Consider the following 18,082-nt stretch of genomic DNA (forward strand, 5'->3'; position numbering starts at 1 on the left):
GTCACTATTTGTGTGGTCTTTCATTTGTCAAAGGGAAAGATTAAACTATCTAAACCTAGCCCATATTTTCCTGTTTCTCTAATAAACAAGGCTTCAAGTTTATCTCCTGCTGAATGAGCTAGTTGGCCTTGATCTTCAGTTAATGGTGGAACTTCTGGATAGTCATCAACCGTTTTGGTCTCTTTATTTTGGTCTGTGTCAGTCTGCTCTTTTGGATTTTTCTTGTCAAACTTTTTATCCTTTTTGTCTAATATTGGAATATCAACCAAGAAATAGCTTTCATTGTATTCATAAGGATTTGCCATAAAGGTAACTGGAATGACACCACCTACAACCCCACTAGCTGCTAATTTATCCACTGGGATAGCTAGCTCAATCCATCCTTTTTTGTAATTTCTTTCTAAGTAAGGCCTACCATGGAAATCATCAAAAATTCTGACCAGTGTGTCTATGTTTTCTCTTATAGCATAACCAGCTTCTAGTTTGACAGTCTTATCCCCTGCATAAAAAGGTTGGAATTTAGCATGTCTTGCCATTTCATAGGCCAAGGAGCTATTGATTTTAAAAGTAGTGGTAAAGCTAACTTCTGGATAATCCTTAGATGAGACAGTCACTTCAAATTGGTCACCAGATTTATAAAGCTTAGTCAACTCAAAATTGGCAATATTCCCAATACCATCTCCATAAACAAGTCCAGACAATTTTTCAAATTTTTGTCCATCTGGTGTTTTCAGTTGTATGCGCATGTTCATTCCCAGATCTTTTTCAATACCAGGTGAAAAAACAAAGCCAACATGTTTTTGTCCATGATCTAAGGTATGTTCATGGTTGTTGAAGGTGCTTAATCTTAAGTGTTTTATGGCATCTTGCAATTCCTATCCTGTGAAGACCTTATTTCCAACTTTTTTTTACACCATCTTCTGGGTTGAATATTTCATTAATTACAGTGATTACGCCCTCCGCTGAATGGCTTTTTCTCATCAATTGGCTCAGCATGGAAGTGATTCTCATGTGGATAAGTGACGGCATTATGTTTAATATCAACTGTAATCTGTCCACGTCTTAAGCCATATTCTTTCATAATAAGGGCTAATTTATCATTCAATTTTTGGGCTAGGAGTGGATCAAGCTTCAGGTTCTCGTCTTCAAGCTGTGTATGTTCCTTCTTAGGGCGGCCACCATCTTGTGAATGATAGCTGGCTCTTGCATTCTCCAAGTGATTGGCAGGGATCAGTTTTTCCCATTTGCTATTCACTAGCTGATAATAAGGGAGCACATGAATATCTTTATGATTTCTATTATGAGCAACAAGCAGTCCTAGTTCAGTAGCAGCTATAATGTTCCTTCCATCAAATAAGAATCCATCATCTGTTTTAGTGTGAATTCCAGGAAATTGCTTGGTCTTTTGTGGAGAATTTGCCTGTTATTAGTTGATCTTGCAAGACCAATTAGAGGATTAGGCGCATATCCTTGATTACTGTGAGTAGCTGAAGTCCATAAGACAGATTGGCCTCTATTTGCCACAGTTTCATAACCTGCCTTAAGAATATAATGGTAATGGTCCCCATGGCGAACCACGTAACCACTGGCATCACTAGCAACGATATCTTTTGGATTAAAAACATAACCATCATCTGTTGGCCTATCTATTCCTGCCAAACCTGCTTTTTTGCCTTTTTAGCTTTTGTCTTCTTTGAACTTTGATGCTGTTTTTGGTCTGAACTCTTTTTAACCTTTGATTGAGAATGGCAAGCTGACAATGATAATTGACAGACTAAGATGATTCCTGCTAAATATAAGATACGATGTCGACGCCTCATTTAATATAACTCCTTTAGTATAATATCAAAATAGTTTATCAGTTAAGTATGTCATTGGGTCTGTAAATAGTCAACGTCATCTGGAGTCATTGATTTTTAAAAGTTGAAATTTTTAATAGCACATATTCTGATGAAATGAGTCCTTAGGATCATCTCTACCTTCTACTTCTACCAGCAAGGCCTGTGAGTGCTTTTTAAGAAAAAATGCATTCAAAAAGGCTTATCCTTTTGGATAGCCCTATATTTTATAATCTTTTACTTGAATTAAGCTTTGTTAGCTGAACCAAATACGTCGATACGTTCTTCAACTGCAGCTTGAACAGCTTTCATACCTGGAGCCAAGAATTTACGTGGGTCAAATAATTTTTTAGCTGTGTACTCTGCTTCGTTTGCTTCGTAGTTACGAGCAAATTCACGAGTTGCTTCAGTGAAAGCAATTTGGCTTTCAGTGTTAACGTTAATTTTAGCAACACCAAGTTTGATAGCTGCTTTGATTTGGTCATCAGGAATACCTGAACCACCGTGTAATACGATAGGGAAACCTGGAACAGCTGCTGCTAATTTTTCTAAGTGGTCAAGAGCAAGACCTTCCCAGTTTTCTGGGTATGGACCATGGATATTACCAATTCCAGCAGCAAGGAAGTCAATTCCAGTAGCAACCATTGCTTTTGCATCTTCGATAGGAGCTAATTCACCTTTACCGATGATACCATCTTCTTCACCACCGATAGTTCCTACTTCAGCTTCTACAGAAACACCTTTAGCATGTGCTAATTCTACAACTTCTTTAGTTTTAGCAAGGTTTTCTTCAACTGGAAGATGAGAACCGTCAAACATGATTGAAGAGTAACCAACTTCGATACATTCCAATGCATCTTCATAATGACCATGGTCAAGGTGAATAGCTACAGGAACAGTAATACCCATTGATTCTACAAGGTTAGAAATAAGTGATTGACATACTTTGTAACCACCCATGTATTTCGCAGCACCCATTGAAGTTTGGATAAGAACTGGAGCTTTTTTGCTTTCTGCTGCACGCAAGATAGCTTGAGTCCATTCTAAGTTGTTAGTGTTAAAACCACCAACAGCGTAGCCGTTTTCACGAGCTGCTTGTACAAATTTTTCTGCTGAAACGATTGCCATTTGTTAGGCCTCCTCTTATTTTTCGGGTCTTTTTACCCGTTTACAAAGTACATTTTAGCACAATTGACAGAAAAATTCTAGTACCTGGGAAGGATAAAGCGTTTTCCCTAGAAAGCAATTAGGAAGATGAAAAGAAGAAAAAGAACGAATCCAAGATTCGTCCTTACCATGCGGAGAGAGGGACTTGAACCCTCACGACCTAAAGCGGTCACAGGATCCTTAGTCCTGCGCGTCTGCCAATTCCGCCATCCCCGCTGCTTACCAGCAACATCATGTATTATATCAACAATGACTGTTGCTGTCAATACTTAGTCAGAATATTTTTCCAAAAATTCCTTGACTTTCTTTTCATACATGGTTTTATTGCTTTGATAAGATCGTGCGTGCTTAGCCCCCTTAACAATGAGTAGGTCTTTCTTAGCTGAGGTTGCCTTGTAATTTTGATAAACCATTTTTGTAGGCACAAAATCATCCTTATCCCCATGAATAAATAATATAGGCACCTTGTTCTTTTTCAATTGTTTGAGTGAATCGGCCTCGCCATAAGTAAATCCTGCTCTAATCTTTGAGATTAGAGACACCTCATATAAGATTGGAAAGGCCGGTAAATTATACATGGCCTTTGCTTGGTATGCTAATTCATCCCAAAGGCTACTGTAGCCGCAATCTTCAATGATTGTTTTGACTTGGCTAGGCACATTTTCACCACTGGCCATCATTACAGTGGCCGCCCCCATGGACAAGCCGAACCATGAAATTTGAGACTCTGCATTTTCCTTAATCATTAATTGCGTCCAAGCAAGAAGATTATCCTTATCATTCCAACCATAGCCAATAAGATTTCCCTGACTTTGACCATGTGCTTCATTATCTGGCATTAAGACATTATAACCCAGATTATAATAAAGCATAGCATATGGTTTCATATTTTCCTTGGCATTGGCAAAACCATGAACCACTATGGCTGTTTTATTGGTTTTCTTTTTTGCAGGCAAAAACCAAGCTACTTGCTTGTAGCCTCTATTTACAATCTGTCTTTTTTCTACAGAGAGCTGATCAAAATCCCTATCTAACTGATATAAAGGATTATCTGGCTTTCTTTGGCTATTATTAATAAAGGTTTTTTCTTCTCTAACCTGTGCTACATGGAAAAAATAAAAACTTGCTCCAACTGTCAAAACAGTTAAAAAAAGCATAAAGATTACAAGATACTTTGATAAACGAACTATTTTCATACTATATAGTTTACACAAAAATAAGAAAAAAAGAAAGCTAATTTGCTTTCTCAGTTTGAAAAAAGTCATTTTTTGCTACCTTCCTTAGGTGCTGTCGGACGATAGCGATTTCTTTCAGAATTCCATACCTAACTTTCGAGTCTAAGGTCTGGCAAGTTCCCGTGTCTAAAATGTTACTATTAAAGGTATTTTAGACATTTTCAGAACGGTGGATGTAACCTTAATAAGCTCGCTATCGTTCGCAGAAATAGGAAATCTATTGGTAGCCTGCAGAGCTTCTTAGCTTATTGGTCTAGGTTTTAAAATAATGCTCATGAGTTCATTTTAAAGAAGTACACTACTTAGCAGTGGCACAATGACTGTAACAATAACACCGACAATAACTAGGGCAATTGAGGCCATTGACTCTTCAACCTGACCAAATTCCTTAGAGGCTGAAACACCCAAAGCGTGCCCTGCAGTTCCTAAGGCTAAGCCTCTAGCAATAGGATTATCTATTTTAAATAAATTGATCAGCGGCTTGGCAAGGGCATAAATAATAACACCATTCAAAATACAAGCTAAGGATGTTAATTCAGCAGATCCACCAATAGCCAGAGAGGTTGGCATAGCTATGGCAGTTGTTGCGGCCTGAGGTAACATTGAAGCTGTTACCACTTTGCCCAAATGAAGCATGGCAGAGATAAAATAAATACCATAGACAGCAACAATACTTCCTAATGAAATACCTGCTACAATCTGTAACCAATATTCCTTAAGAACTTCTTTTTTTCGATAAAGAGGAATAGCAAAGCAAATAGTTGCTGGTTCTAGAAAGAAACTAATAATCTGTCCACCTTTATTATACTGAGCAAAACTAATCCCTGTTGCCTTCAGTGTCGCAATACCTAAGACCATGGCAACAAATAGCGGAGCAAAAAGGAAGAAACCATTGGACTTTTTAAATAAGATTTGACCTATGAAAAATGCTCCAACTGACAGTAAAACTCCAAAAATTGGTGACACTTTCAATAAATTGATGACTGTATCCATTTTCTTTCCCCCTTTCTTTATTTGGCATAGGCTTGGCCAGAGGCCACTTTTTTGCTAACAGCTTTTTTATCTCTAGAATTTATTAAAGTATGGCCTGATTTAAAGATGGCTTTGAAGTCCACTTGCATTACTAATTGTGTCATCCATCCTGTACCCACTAAAAGAATAATGGTTGATATAAAAATTAACAAAATATCTAGGACAAAATGTGACTTGAGTAAGCCAAAAGAATTGATGACAGAAACTCCAGCTGGAACAAAGAAGAGACCAATACTATCTACTAATTTATCACCCACCTTTTCCACCTGTTCTAATTTTATAATATTGAAGCTGAGGGCTAAAAACATTAAGACAAGTCCAATGACAGAGGCTGGCATGGCAAATGGTAGAACAGATTCAATTATCTTGGAGATTAAAACAATGATTCCAATCAGAACACTTTGATACATGGTTGAGTAAGTTTTTTTCATAATGGTTACTCCTTTTCCCTTTGATTTATGCCTTCATTATAGACAAAAAAGAGCCTAAATGGCTCTTTTTGGAGTAAAACGCTTTCTATCTGGTATGAAATGCATGCTTTCCTACTTAGAATGCATTTTATAAACCAAGTCTTTCTTTAAAATTCTTTAGAAAGCTTCTACTAACAGGGACTTTACCACCATTAGACATGGTTAGCTGATAGGTCTGGTTGAACCAAGGTTGAATTTCCTTGATTTCTTCTTGATTAATAATATAAGCCCGATGCACTTTGATAAAGCGTTCTGAATTTAAGGATTTTTCTATAGAGGATAGGCTGGTATGACTGGTATAATCTCCCTTTTTAGTGTATAGGGTGGTTAACTTACCCTGGACCTCACAATAAAGAATATCCGTAAAAGCGATCAGGTAAATCCGCTCATCTGTTTCAATAGTTAGCCGCTCTGCTGGCCTATCAGATCTAGGCTTTTCATAGGTCTTAGCCTTTTTACTTTCCAGTGCCTTTTGTGCTTTTTGAATAGCCATCTGAATGCGCCTTTCTTCAAAAGGCTTTAAGATATAATCCAAGGCATTGACTTCAAAGGCTTCAACGGCATGATTATCATAGGCAGTAGCAAATATTATTAAAGGCGGTTGAGGAATCTTAGACAGCCTTTTAGCTAGGTCTAAGCCGCTCTCATCTGTTAAATGAATATCTAAAAAGAGCAGGTCTGGCTGGTGGGTTAGAATAATCTGAAAGGCATCATCAACGGATTCACCTTCAAAAATAGCCTCAACTTCACTTGTTTGTTGGAGCAGATAATTCAGCTCCATTCTTGCCAGAGGCTCGTCATCTATAATTGCTACTTTCATTTGTAAGCTCCTTCATTTTCTTTTAAGGGCAATTCGAGTTCAAAAAGAGAGCCAGCACTTGAAGAAGTTACTTTGAGCTGGGCCTTATCCCCATAAAGACTTGTTAAACGACGGTTTAAATTCTCTAGAGCAGAACCCGTTCCCTTCTGAGAGGGCACAACTTCCTTCCCTAGTCTATGAACCAATTCTTTTGAAATTCCCTGCCCATTATCTTTAACCATCAAATGGAGGAAAGATTTATCCGAACTAATCCTTACTAAAACCTGATTATCTTTTTTACGTCCAGTAAAGGCGTGCTTCAAGGCATTCTCCACTAAGATCTGAATGACAAATGGAGGGATATAAGCCTTGTTCAACTCCTCTGGGATATCCATAAGGATCTTAAAACGATCTGGAAAACGAGCCTGCTCAATAGTCAGATAAGCATTGATATGATTTATCTCTTCTTCAACTCTTATTAAATTATGTCTAGTGCTATTTAAGTTGGAGCGAAAATAATTTCCCAATTGCAAAAGCAGATGACGGGCTTTTTCACTATCTATGCGCATCAAAGCCGAAATGGTATTAATGGCATTGAATAGAAAATGTGGGTTAACCTGAGCCTGCAATGATTTTATTTCTGCATCTTTCAAGAGCCCCTGCTCTAGAGCCATCTGACCAAGCTCTAGTTGGGAAGAAAAAATATCGCCCAAGCCTTTTGCCAGTTGTTCTTCTACATAGGTTAAACTGTCAGCATCCGTAAAGTATAGCTTAAAGGTTCCAGCAACCTGCTTTTTGACATAGAGCGGCACAACAATAGCAGCCTCTAGGGGACAATTAGGATAGTGACAGCCGATAGCTTCGCGACTTCTAACCACATGAATTTCTCCCGTTTCAATCACTTCCTTAGACAAGTCTGTAATGATTTTTTTGGTAGGAATATGGTGATCACTGGCAGCTCCCACATGGGCTAGAATGGATGACTTATTGGTCACACTAACAGCAGACACCCGCATATATTTTTTAATGACCTTGGCGGCTTTTTCTGCTGATTCTGGTGTCAAGCCCTGACGAAAATAAGGAAGAGTCGTGTTGGCCAAGGCTAAAACATCATGGGTCTGAATAGCCTTCATACTTTCTTCCTGACGCAAAGTTCCCAGGATGATTGATAAAAAGATACCCGTACCCAATGCATTGACCAATACCATAGGAACAGCTATGGTTTGAATCAAGTCAAAGGCTTGTTTCTTATCAGGTAAGAAGGTAAAGATGCAAATCATCTGAACAATTTCCATCAAGGCCCCACAAAGGCTTCCTTGTAAAACTGTTGGGTAACGTTTTTTCTGAAGACTAAGCTGACCGACAAAACCTGATAATATACCAATCAACAAGGAGGATACAAAGTAAGTATAGGGAGTACCTCCACCCTGAAGCCACCTAACTGTCCCAGAAATCAAACCAACAAAGAAACCGACAAAGGGACCTCCAATCAAGCCTGACATTCCAATGGTCAAGGCTCTTGTGTTGGCAATTGAAGTATGGGCAGAAAGATTGACCAAACTGCCATTGTCAATTTCAAAGGGGGCTGAGACAACAACACCAGTAAAATTACTGATAATGGCAAAAAGGCTAAAGGTCATGATAAGGACCCACCTTACCTTAACAGAATCCCTTTTGTACATCATCCTTTTGTAAAATGGACTAATCATTAATAAATTAGCCAACAAAATAATTAATCCTACCCTTTCAAGGAGGGGTAATAATAATGTAATCATCTAACAACCTCTTTTGGTCTTGGTTAGCACTTTTAATAGGGCGTAAAAGAGATCTTCCCCCTTGAAAGTTACTTGGCTGTATTTTCTACTGCTGCTTTAATAAAGGCAGTATAGAGTCCCTCAGGACGGTTTGGTCTACTTTGCAATTCTGGATGGTATTGAGCTGCTACAAAGAATTTCTTGTCTGTTAATTCAACAACTTCCATTAATCTGTTATCTGGAGACACTCCTGAAAAGACAAATCCAGCTTCTTCAAATTGTTGACGAAAGGCAGTGTTGAACTCATAACGGTGTCTATGGCGAGCCTGAATAACTTCTTGATTATGGTAGGCTGCAGCCGCTCTTGATCCGTCTTTTAGTTTACATGGGTAAAGTCCTAGACGTAGGGTACCACCCATATCTTCAATATCAATTTGATCACGCATGATATCAATAATAGGGTATTGGGTATCTGGGTTTAATTCTGCAGAATTAGCACCTTCCAAATGTAAGACGTGACGGGCAAACTCCACACAGGTTAGCTGCATACCAAGGCAAATTCCTAACATTGGAATGTCTTTCTCACGCGCATACTTTATCGCCTGTATTTTTCCTTCTGTACCACGTTCTCCAAAACCACCTGGCACGATGATACCGTCCGCATCAGCTAGGATTGATTCAACATTTTCTGAATTCAAATCATTAGCATTAACCCATCTCAAATCAATAGCTGTATCATTAACATAACCAGAATGTTTTAGGGCTTCAACGACAGATAAATAAGCATCTGGCAGTTCAACATATTTACCTACAAGGGCAATCTTTGTTGTTTTCTTCAGATTCATGACCTTATCGACCATTTGTGACCAGTCAGTCATGTCAGCCTGAGGAACATCTAGCTTTAAGTGGTCACAGACAATTTGGTCCATGCCTTGTGCTTGTAAATTAAGAGGAATTTGATAAAGATGCTCCACATCTCGGGATTCAATAACCGCTTCTGGACGAACATCACAAAATTGTGCCAACTTATTTCTAATACCTTGTTCGACAGCTTGTTCTGTGCGAATCACAAGCATGTTAGGTTGGATTCCTAGACCTCTAAGTTCCTTTACAGAGTGTTGGGTAGGCTTGGTTTTCATTTCTCCAGCAGCTTTCAAATAAGGTAGCAAGGTAGTATGGATATACATAACATTGTCAGAACCTACATCGCTTTTCATCTGACGAAGAGCTTCTAAAAAGGGTAGGCTCTCAATATCTCCTACTGTCCCACCAACTTCAGTAATGATAACGTCAGAATCTGTCGTTGTTGCTGCCCGTCTAATCTTTTCCTTTAGTGCGTCTGTTATATGGGGGATAACTTGGACTGTGGCACCCAAAAAAGCTCCTCTACGTTCTTTTTTAAGGACTTCACTATAAATTTTTCCTGTTGTGACATTAGAATATTTATTTAAGTTAATGTCAATAAAACGCTCATAGTGGCCTAAGTCAAGATCCGTTTCAGCACCGTCATCTGTAACATAGACTTCACCGTGCTGATAAGGACTCATTGTCCCAGGGTCAATATTAATATAGGGATCAAATTTTTGGATGGTAACCTTCAACCCTCTATTTTTTAATAATCTACCCAAACTTGCTGCTACAATCCCTTTACCAATTGATGATACCACACCACCAGTTACAAAAATATACTTAGTCATTAAAGCTCCTCTACTTAAAAATCCTAGTTCTCAAAAAACTAGTAAACCAAATGAAACAATATTGGGTTTGTCAACATACTTAGCTTTTAAGCCTCAATATGTTGCTAAATGCCTTTTAAAAACAAAAATAGCCCCCTATAAATAGGGAGCTGCATTCTGCCCTCTTAAAGAGGTGCCCGAATAATAATATAAACTATATTGAAGGCTTTGTCAAATATTCAGGCAAGATTAATCAGAAGAAAATGATTCTATTTCTATTCCTCTTCTTCATCCTCATCCTCTTCTTCGTCTTCGTTGATTTCAACTTCTTCAATATCATCTTCAGGAATGATTTCATTTAGCTCAGAGTCATATGATTCCACTTCAGATTTTTCATCTTCAGGATCTTCTTCATCATATTCCACTTCTTCATGTTCTTCAGTGAAATCTTCATCTTCAGGATCATCGTCTCTATAATCAATTGCGTCTTCATCACCATCCATAAAGGCGTTAACACGTTTTTTCTTACGTTTTGGTGCCCCATCTTCTTCATCTTCTAAGGTGATAATTTCTTCGTCAATTTCATCAATGGCATACCAAGAACGTAGACCCCATTTGTTTTCACCCAAAGGAATAAAACTTCCATCTGTATTTAAGTCAGTGTAGAAAAATGGTAGAGACTGACGGATATCAGCATCTGATTTACCTAGGTAAGTTTGAATATCATTTACAAGGTCACTAAAATACATCCCGTTATCGCGTCCACGTTCTTCTAAAATGGCACGTGCAACTTCTATCATAGAAAGTTCGCTTTTTTCTTGTCCCGCAAATATGTCTAATTTCAAGGCAATTCTCCTTATTTTATCATTCCTATCTATTCTACGCTAATTTTATAGATTCGTCAAAGCTTTTATCAGCAAATTTCTTCCAGTCTTAGACCAATTCTCTTATTTTTTCCATGATTTCTTTCATATCTTTAAGAATATAATCTGCTTGACCTTGATCAATCCGCATCCTATTTTCTTCATAGGCAATAACCTTTAAACCGGCCCCTTTTGCGGCAGCAATACCTGCTGAGGAGTCTTCAACTACCAAAACCTGACTGGCTTTGACTGCTAGTTCTGATAGACTATGCTTGTAAATCTGGGGATCCGGTTTACTCTTTTCAAATGCCTCACCACTTACGATAACATTAAAATAGGAGAGGATGCCGCAGCTTTCAAGTACAAACCTTATCCTTTTCATGGCACTTGAAGAAACCACGGCTAGTTTAATCTTATTTTCTATGGCAAAATCAAGTATGTCTAAAATGTCCTTGCGAAAAAGAGGAGCTATTCTTTCTTCATTGTACTCTTGATCTGAAAGCCTTTCTAAAGACAGGTCGATTTCTTCTAAACTTAAGCTAGTCCCACTTAGACTTTTTATACGTCTTAGTAAATCATCACCAGAAAGTCCAACCAGGCTTAGAAAATCTTCTTCTCTTAGCTGATAATTTTCTGATGCAATAGACTTTATGAAATCTCTTTGCAATTGGTAGTCTAGGTATTCTGTATCAGTAATGACACCATCCATATCAAATATAATTGCCTTTAACATCATCTCTCCCCCTTGGAAGCTCTATAGAAAAAAGAAAACTGAGAATCAACTTTCAGCTTTCTTTTCCTTAATTATTTTACTTTAGCTGATTCTGTGATCACTTCAACTGCTTTTTTCATTGCAATATCATGTTTTAACATATCTGCTGATAGAAGTGAACGAACTTGTTCAACTGGCATGTTATATTCACCTGCAAGTTCATTAATTTCAGCTTCAATTTCTTCGTCTGAAGCTTCAAATCCTTCTTTCTTAGCAATAGCTTCGATAACAAGATTTGTTTTAACACGTTTGTCAGCTTCTGCTTCATATTGTTTATGAAGATCTTCTTCACTAGTACCAGTTAATTGGTAGTACATTTCTGGTGAGATACCTTGACGTTGCATATTGCCCATGAATTCTTTCATTGAACGGTGAACTTCGTCATGAACCATTTCTTCTGGCAATTCAACAATTTCAGCATTCTCAACTGCTAATTCAATTGCAGCGCCTTCTACAGCATCGTCATATGCAATTTCTTTTGCTGCTTCTAATTCTTTACGGTATTTAGCTTTTAATTCATCAAGAGTTTCAACTTCTTCATCAATATCTTTAGCTAATTCGTCATCAAGTTCTGGAACCTCTTTTGCTTTAACTTCATGTACAGTTGTTACAAATTTAGCGTCCTTACCAGCAAGATCTTCTGCTTGATAGTTTTCTGGGAAAGTAACATTAACATCTATAGTTTCACCAGCTTTAGCTCCAACTAATTGGTCTTCAAAGCCAGGGATAAATTGTCCTGAACCTAGTTCAAGAGAAAAGTTATCGCCCTTACCACCATCAAATTCAACGCCGTCTACAGAACCAAGGAAGTCAATAACTACAGTATCACCTTTAACAGCAGCGTCTTCTTTAACAACAAGTTCTGCTAGGTTCTTACGTTCACGTTCAATCTTTTCGTCAACTTCTTCATCAGTAACTTCTTTTGAAGCTTCAACTTCAACTGTTAAATCTTTGTAGTCACCAAGTTTTACTTCTGGCTTAGTTACAACTTCAGCAGAAATTTCCCAAGCTTTACCTTTTTCCATTGAAACAACATCAATTTTAGGTTGAGCAACAACATCAAGTTCTAATTCTCTTACTGCAGCTTCATAAGCATCTGGTAAAACGATATTCAAGGCATCTTCATAAAGAACTTCTTCACCATATTTTTGATTGAAAATAGGACGAGGGATATGACCCTTACGGAAACCTGGTGCATTGATATCCTTTTTAATTTTCTTAAATGCTTGATCAAGAGCAGGTTTGATTGTTTCTTGATCTATTGTAATTGTAATAAGGCCACGGTTGGTAGCTTTTTTTTCAAATGATGTAGACATTAAGTCATTTCTCCTTAAAATAATTTAGATACAGTTCATTCTATCATATTTCATAGCCTTTTTAAAGTTTTTTGTGTATTAAAGAAAGCTTTGTGAACCCCATTTCCTTTTTCGAAAAATTTTTGTTAAACTAACAATTACAGAAAGGAAGTCTCATGTCATTTATCATAAAATATTTGGACCATATTCAGATTGAGGAAGTCCTATCCACCATTTTTGCAAAATTAATATCTCTTGTTTTACTCATTATTTTTTTCATGATTTTAAAACAAGTAGTCAACCATATTTTTGAAAAAACGGTGACAAAGTCCTTCACTTTTTCAAAACAAACTGAATCACGCAAACAAACCCTGGTTCGATTAATTCACAATTTAATCAATTACATACTTTACTTCCTCTTAATTTACTGGGTGTTAAGCCTCTTAGACATTCCCGTTTCAAGTTTACTAGCTGGTGCAGGAATTGCTGGTATTGCCGTTGGTCTGGGGGCACAAGGCTTTCTTTCAGACGTTGTTAACGGATTTTTTATCCTTTTTGAAAATCAATTCGAAGTAGGCGATACCGTCTCTCTAGCTGGAATTGATGGAACTATTTCCAATGTTGGAATTAGGACAACTCAGGTCCGAGGCTTTGATGGAACCCTTCATTTCATCCCCAATAGAAGCATCCTAGTGGTTAGTAATAAATCCCGTGGAAACATGCGGGCACTAATAGAAATCCCCTTATTCTCAAGCGTCGACTTAGAAAAAGTAACTACCATTATCAGTGCCGTTAATGAACGTGAAATTGAGCATTATCCTCAAATTATAGATAAACCTACCATTCTTGGCCCACAAATAACCCCTAATGGACTGTTCTCTTTCCGGGTTACAATCTTTACTGAGAACGGACAACAATTTTTTATTTACCATACCTTTTACAAATTATATCAAGAGGCACTTCTTAAAGAAGGCATTTCATTGCCAACAAACATGCCCTATCAAACACCTGTAAAATAAGATTTCTCTGCAAAAAGCCCATAGTGAGCTTCCCTGGTTCCTTAGGTTGGATGTTTTCTGTCCAGGCTAGGAGTATGAAGCCATAGGGCTTTTTTCTAACTTTTATTCTTAGTTTTTACGAATAGCATCCGCTTGATAGGCTGCACGAGCCCCACCAATTAATTTAGGACGACTAGCTAATGCTGTGACATGTGCACTTCCTAGTTCTCTTGCTACAGGAACTAGTGGGATTTGCACCCTCTTAATATGCATCCCAATTGAGGTATCTCCGATATCAATTCCCGCATGAGCCACAATTTCTTCAACTTCGACAGGCTCTTTCATCAATTTAAAAGCTGCCAATTGACCACTTCCACCAGCATGAAGGGTGGGAAGAACATTGACGATTTCTAGATCTTTTTGTAGAGCAATTTTCTTTTCCACAACCAAAGCTCGATTAATATGCTCACAACCTTGAACAGCTAAATAGATGCCTCGATTTGAAAGCTCTTCAAGTATGACCCTAACAATGATCTGGCCAATTTCCAGACTTGAATTTTTACCAATTCTCCCACCGATAACTTCACTAGATGACAAACCTAATACAAAGATTTGTCCTTCTTGGATAGCACTTCTATCTAAAATATCCCTAAGTATTGCTGATGTCTGTTCTTCCAAAAGTTTTAAATCCATCATCTTATCCTTGTTTTCTTATCGTTTTTGACATTGCTAAATATACAAGATAACCTACAAGCATTCCTAGAAGATTCTGAATAAGATTCCCCAGAATTCCAGCTAGAGCTGCACCCAGACCATACATTGGAATGGAAACAAAGAAATAAATTCCAACCATTACAAAGGAGGCAGTTACTAAGCCTACAGCTCTTTTCTCCTTTTCTAGACCTGCAAAGTAGCCTTGGGCCCCATGAGCAAGTAAACTGAAAAACATCCAGTTAGGATAACCTGATAATAAGTCAATGAGAAAACCTGAAAGTCCACCAACTACCATGGCTTCTTTTTTTCCAAAATAAAAGGATGTAAAATAAACACCGACATCAAGTAATGTTAAAAAACCAGTTGGTGTTCCAATGCTGACAAATTTCCCTAAAATAATGGTTAAAGCTGTTAAAATTGATAGTAAGGTTAAATCTTTTGTTGTAAATCCTTTCAATGTACAGTCACCCCGTATTCATTAGAATTTTTAATGGCTTGGTAAACAAAATCTTTGGCATTTTCAACAGCTGCCCTAAGTGTTTTACCTTGTGATAAATAAACAGCAATAGCCGTCGCAAAGGTACAACCGGCACCATTATTATTTTTATCAAGCAATCCCCTCTCCATAAATTGGAAATGACTACCGTCAAAAAATAAATCAATAGCTTGATTTTTTACAAAGCGACTTCCACCTTTTATAAGAACAGTTTTGGCACCTAATTGATGTAATTTCAAGGCTGCATTTTTCATGTCCTCTTTATCCCTTATTTCCATAGATGCAAGCAATTCTGCTTCGCGGAGATTTGGCATAATGATCGTTGCTAATGGAAATAAATCAATTAATTGACTCCTTAATGCTACCACTTGCCCATCCTTATTTTCTTTGAAAATTAAGACAGGGTCTAAAACAACATGTTTGTATTGCCCTTTCAAAAGGAAATCCTTTGTTATCTTACAAATTTCCTCTGTTGGCAATAAACCAATTTTGACTGTTGAGAAATCAACATGTCCTAAAGAATTTAGCTGTTTTGTGAAAATGTCAGCTGGAGTAGGATAAATGGAAAAACCTAGCTGATCAACGCTAGTTAAACAGCTTTGTGCTAAAAAAGCAAAATCCCCTAGGGTATTGATTGTGGCTAAATCCGCTTGAAAACCACCACCACTTAGAATATCGCTGCCAGCAATCGTGAGAATATTATTCTTCATAAATAATCTCCTTCAAATATAAACCATTCCCTGCAGGGGTTGGACCCGCTAATTGTCTATCCTTTTCCAACAAAACCTTTTGAATCTGGGATACTGGAAACCTTCCATTACCAATCTTTAAAAGAGTTCCTACCATATTACGAACTTGTTTATATAAAAAACCATTACCAGAAAAGGTAAAAATGAGAAACTGACGTTCCTTGTCGTATCTTACGTCAGCTGCTGTAATAGTTCGAACCTTATTTTGAACGTTTGTACCTGCTGCGGTAAAACCTGTAAAATCATGTTCTCCAACTAAATCCTTGATAGCTCTTTCTATCAGCTCTATATCTAAGGGATAGGGGTAATGGGTTGCAAACTGCCGCATCATAGGATTTTTAGGTCTTCCAATATCTACTAGAAATTCATAAGTTTTGCTATGTTTATTATATCTAGCATGAAAATCTTCACTGACCTTTTCAAGAGAAATAAAATCAATATCCTCTGGTGTCTGAGTATCAAGAGCAAACCGTAATTTCTCTTTTTCTCTTTCATGTCCTAAGTCAAAATGAATAACCTGCCCATAAGCATGGACTCCAGCATCTGTTCTACCAGCACCGTGGATCCTAACTTCTTGACCATTTGTAATTTTAAAAAGTGTTTTTTCAATTTCCTCTTGTACTGTTCTTGCACGGCTTTGTCTTTGAAAGCCTGAAAACGAGCTACCGTCATAGGAAATTACTGCCTTATATCTAACCATAACAATATTCTAACATTTCTTATCTCTCAAGAAAAAAATTTTTACTCCATCTGTCCCCATACAAAAACCATCTTCATTCTCCCTTTCCTTTTTTAAAAAAGATGAAAGTAACAAAATTTTGTGGAAGCTCTTTTTCTTCTGCAGAGCAATTGCAAAAAGTACTGACAATTATTAAATCTGACAGTGAAAGAAAATTTATTATCGTTTCAGCCCCAGGCAAAAGATATCCTAATGATATTGAGGTTACAGACGCCCTGATTGATTACTATGAAGCTTACGTCAACCTCTCAGATATTGGTCCGTCACAAGAGTGGATAATCAATCGTTCCAAGAACCCTTACTTGTTTGATAGCTTTTTAGCAGCAGGTGAAAATAGCAACGCTAAAATCCTTACAGAATTTTAAAGAAAAACGAAGTCAAAGTCAACTACATTCACCCACAAACAGCTGGTTTAATAGTGAGCAGTGAACCTCAGAATGCTTGGATTCTTCCTTCAAGTTATGATAAGATGGAAGAACTTCAAAACCATGAGGGTGTCCTAGTTATTCCAGGCTTTTCGGGGTAACAATTGATAATAAGATATGTACTTTTTCAAGGGGAGGGTCTGATATTACAGGGTCACTGATAGCAGCTGGACTTGATGCAGACCTTTATGAAAACTTTACAGACGTAGATGGCATCTATGCAGCTCATCCCAGAGTCATTAAGCAACCCCATTTCATTAAAGAATTAACTTATAAGGAAATGAGAGAACTGGCTTATACTGGATTTTCAGTCATTCATGACAAGGCACTGATCCCAGCTTATCGCGGTAAAATCCCTTTAATCATTAAAAACACGAATAACCCTGATCATCCAGGTACAAGAATTGTAATCAGATGTGAAGATAAATACTCTCCAGTTGTAGGTATATCAGGTGATAATGATTTTGTTAGTATCAACATATCCAAATATCTAATAAACCGAGAGGTTGGGGTCGGACGCAAAGTTCTCCAAATTCTAGAAGATTTAAATATATGTTGGGAACATATGCCAACTGGAATTGATGACTTATCAATTGTTATAAGAAAAAGGAATTAACCCCAATAAAGGAAGAGGAAATAAAAAATTATTTGATTCATAAGCTAGAAGTTGATGAATTATCGATAACTCAAAATCTTTCTATCATTATGATAGTTGGAGAGAACATGAAAAGTCATGTCGGCGTTACATCAATTGCGACCAAGGCTCTTTCAGAAAGCCATATCAACCTGGCAATGATATCACAGGGATCAAGGGAAGTATCTGTTATGTTTGTTGTCAAATCAGAGGATGAAGCAAAAGCCATCAAAAATTTATACAATGCTTTCTTTCAATAATATTACACTAGAAATAACAAAAAGAACATGACAAATCTGTCATATTCTCTTTAGATCATATGCACCCTAGAGGAGTCGAACCTCTAACCGCCTGATTCGTAGTCAGGTACTCTATCCAGTTGAGCTAAGGGTGCTACTAAAATATCTAAAATTATCTTACATCTTT

The 18,082-nt window shown here is 37.3% G+C and carries 19 protein-coding genes, 2 tRNA genes and 2 pseudogenes; 3 read left to right on the top strand and 20 right to left on the bottom strand.

The window, feature by feature from the left end; genetic code table 11:
- Positions 1-20: 20 nt before the first annotated feature.
- The 15 genes from HBN42_RS09820 to tig all read right to left on the bottom strand — a co-directional run bounded on the left by HBN42_RS09820 (position 21) and on the right by tig (position 12,922).
- Complete coding sequence (locus HBN42_RS09820) at positions 21-872, bottom strand: hypothetical protein (protein WP_165994847.1); 852 nt, start codon at positions 870-872, stop codon at positions 21-23.
- 65 nt (positions 873-937) lie between these two features.
- On the bottom strand, positions 938-1,276 hold the full coding sequence (locus HBN42_RS09825; RefSeq protein ID WP_235925372.1) for a hypothetical protein: 339 nt from the start codon (positions 1,274-1,276) through the stop codon (positions 938-940).
- A gap of 56 nt (positions 1,277-1,332) precedes the next feature.
- Complete coding sequence (locus HBN42_RS10350) at positions 1,333-1,659, bottom strand: pneumococcal-type histidine triad protein (RefSeq protein WP_413251935.1); 327 nt, start codon at positions 1,657-1,659, stop codon at positions 1,333-1,335.
- Positions 1,647-1,820, bottom strand: coding sequence for a hypothetical protein (locus tag HBN42_RS09835; RefSeq protein WP_165994848.1), 174 nt, complete (start codon positions 1,818-1,820; stop codon positions 1,647-1,649). Before HBN42_RS09835 ends, HBN42_RS10350 begins: the two co-directional genes overlap by 13 nt.
- Before the next feature lie 264 nt (positions 1,821-2,084).
- Positions 2,085-2,966, bottom strand: a complete 882-nt coding sequence (locus tag HBN42_RS09840; protein ID WP_165994849.1) for a class II fructose-bisphosphate aldolase — start codon at positions 2,964-2,966, stop codon at positions 2,085-2,087.
- A 169-nt stretch (positions 2,967-3,135) separates the two neighbouring features.
- Positions 3,136-3,221, bottom strand: a tRNA-Leu gene (locus HBN42_RS09845).
- A 53-nt stretch (positions 3,222-3,274) separates the two neighbouring features.
- Complete coding sequence (locus HBN42_RS09850) at positions 3,275-4,201, bottom strand: alpha/beta hydrolase (protein WP_165994850.1); 927 nt, start codon at positions 4,199-4,201, stop codon at positions 3,275-3,277.
- A 324-nt stretch (positions 4,202-4,525) separates the two neighbouring features.
- Positions 4,526-5,233 (bottom strand): antiholin-like protein LrgB, encoded by a 708-nt coding sequence (gene lrgB, locus HBN42_RS09855; RefSeq protein ID WP_165994851.1) that lies wholly within the window; start codon positions 5,231-5,233, stop codon positions 4,526-4,528.
- A 17-nt stretch (positions 5,234-5,250) separates the two neighbouring features.
- Positions 5,251-5,703 (bottom strand): antiholin-like murein hydrolase modulator LrgA, encoded by a 453-nt coding sequence (gene lrgA / locus HBN42_RS09860; protein WP_165994852.1) that lies wholly within the window; start codon positions 5,701-5,703, stop codon positions 5,251-5,253.
- Between the two features lie 127 nt (positions 5,704-5,830).
- Positions 5,831-6,562 (bottom strand): LytR/AlgR family response regulator transcription factor, encoded by a 732-nt coding sequence (locus HBN42_RS09865; protein WP_165994853.1) that lies wholly within the window; start codon positions 6,560-6,562, stop codon positions 5,831-5,833.
- Entirely contained in the window at positions 6,559-8,316 is a 1,758-nt protein-coding gene (locus HBN42_RS09870; protein ID WP_165994854.1) for a sensor histidine kinase, read from the bottom strand. Before HBN42_RS09870 ends, HBN42_RS09865 begins: the two co-directional genes overlap by 4 nt.
- A 68-nt stretch (positions 8,317-8,384) precedes the next feature.
- Positions 8,385-9,992, bottom strand: a complete 1,608-nt coding sequence (locus tag HBN42_RS09875; protein WP_165994855.1) for a CTP synthase — start codon at positions 9,990-9,992, stop codon at positions 8,385-8,387.
- A gap of 254 nt (positions 9,993-10,246) precedes the next feature.
- On the bottom strand, positions 10,247-10,816 hold the full coding sequence (gene rpoE, locus HBN42_RS09880; RefSeq protein ID WP_165994856.1) for a DNA-directed RNA polymerase subunit delta: 570 nt from the start codon (positions 10,814-10,816) through the stop codon (positions 10,247-10,249).
- Between the two features lie 88 nt (positions 10,817-10,904).
- Positions 10,905-11,567, bottom strand: coding sequence for an HAD family hydrolase (locus HBN42_RS09885; protein ID WP_165994857.1), 663 nt, complete (start codon positions 11,565-11,567; stop codon positions 10,905-10,907).
- Between the two features lie 71 nt (positions 11,568-11,638).
- On the bottom strand, positions 11,639-12,922 hold the full coding sequence (gene tig / locus HBN42_RS09890) for a trigger factor (RefSeq protein WP_165994858.1): 1,284 nt from the start codon (positions 12,920-12,922) through the stop codon (positions 11,639-11,641).
- Between the two features lie 155 nt (positions 12,923-13,077).
- On the opposite strand from tig, the gene HBN42_RS09895 reads away from it, so the two are divergent.
- Positions 13,078-13,920, top strand: a complete 843-nt coding sequence (locus tag HBN42_RS09895) for a mechanosensitive ion channel family protein (protein WP_165994859.1) — start codon at positions 13,078-13,080, stop codon at positions 13,918-13,920.
- Positions 13,921-14,028: 108 nt separating this feature from the next.
- On the opposite strand, the gene HBN42_RS09900 is transcribed toward HBN42_RS09895, so the two are convergent.
- Genes HBN42_RS09900 through truA form a run of 4 tightly spaced genes read right to left on the bottom strand, consistent with a single transcriptional unit; the run spans position 14,029 to position 16,558 of the window.
- Complete coding sequence (locus tag HBN42_RS09900) at positions 14,029-14,592, bottom strand: TIGR01440 family protein (RefSeq protein WP_165994860.1); 564 nt, start codon at positions 14,590-14,592, stop codon at positions 14,029-14,031.
- 4 nt (positions 14,593-14,596) lie between these two features.
- Positions 14,597-15,070, bottom strand: a complete 474-nt coding sequence (locus HBN42_RS09905) for an ECF transporter S component (protein WP_165994861.1) — start codon at positions 15,068-15,070, stop codon at positions 14,597-14,599.
- Complete coding sequence (locus HBN42_RS09910) at positions 15,067-15,819, bottom strand: bifunctional hydroxymethylpyrimidine kinase/phosphomethylpyrimidine kinase (protein WP_165994862.1); 753 nt, start codon at positions 15,817-15,819, stop codon at positions 15,067-15,069. The genes HBN42_RS09905 and HBN42_RS09910 overlap by 4 nt, the downstream gene beginning before the upstream one ends.
- Positions 15,809-16,558, bottom strand: coding sequence for a tRNA pseudouridine(38-40) synthase TruA (truA, locus tag HBN42_RS09915; protein ID WP_165994863.1), 750 nt, complete (start codon positions 16,556-16,558; stop codon positions 15,809-15,811). Before truA ends, HBN42_RS09910 begins: the two co-directional genes overlap by 11 nt.
- A 101-nt stretch (positions 16,559-16,659) precedes the next feature.
- On the opposite strand from truA, the pseudogene HBN42_RS10355 reads away from it, so the two are divergent.
- Together HBN42_RS10355 and HBN42_RS09920 are read left to right on the top strand one after the other, a co-directional pair.
- Positions 16,660-16,884 (top strand): annotated as a pseudogene (locus HBN42_RS10355) (aspartate kinase); the annotation flags it as partial.
- A 12-nt stretch (positions 16,885-16,896) separates the two neighbouring features.
- Positions 16,897-17,916: pseudogene (locus HBN42_RS09920) on the top strand (aspartate kinase); the annotation flags it as partial.
- 60 nt (positions 17,917-17,976) lie between these two features.
- Here the strand turns inward: HBN42_RS09920 and HBN42_RS09925 are convergent.
- Positions 17,977-18,050: transfer RNA gene (locus tag HBN42_RS09925), tRNA-Arg, on the bottom strand.
- Positions 18,051-18,082 lie beyond the last annotated feature (32 nt).

This window comes from Streptococcus catagoni (genome assembly GCF_011421425.1).
Taxonomy (GTDB): Bacteria; Bacillota; Bacilli; order Lactobacillales; family Streptococcaceae; genus Streptococcus; species Streptococcus catagoni.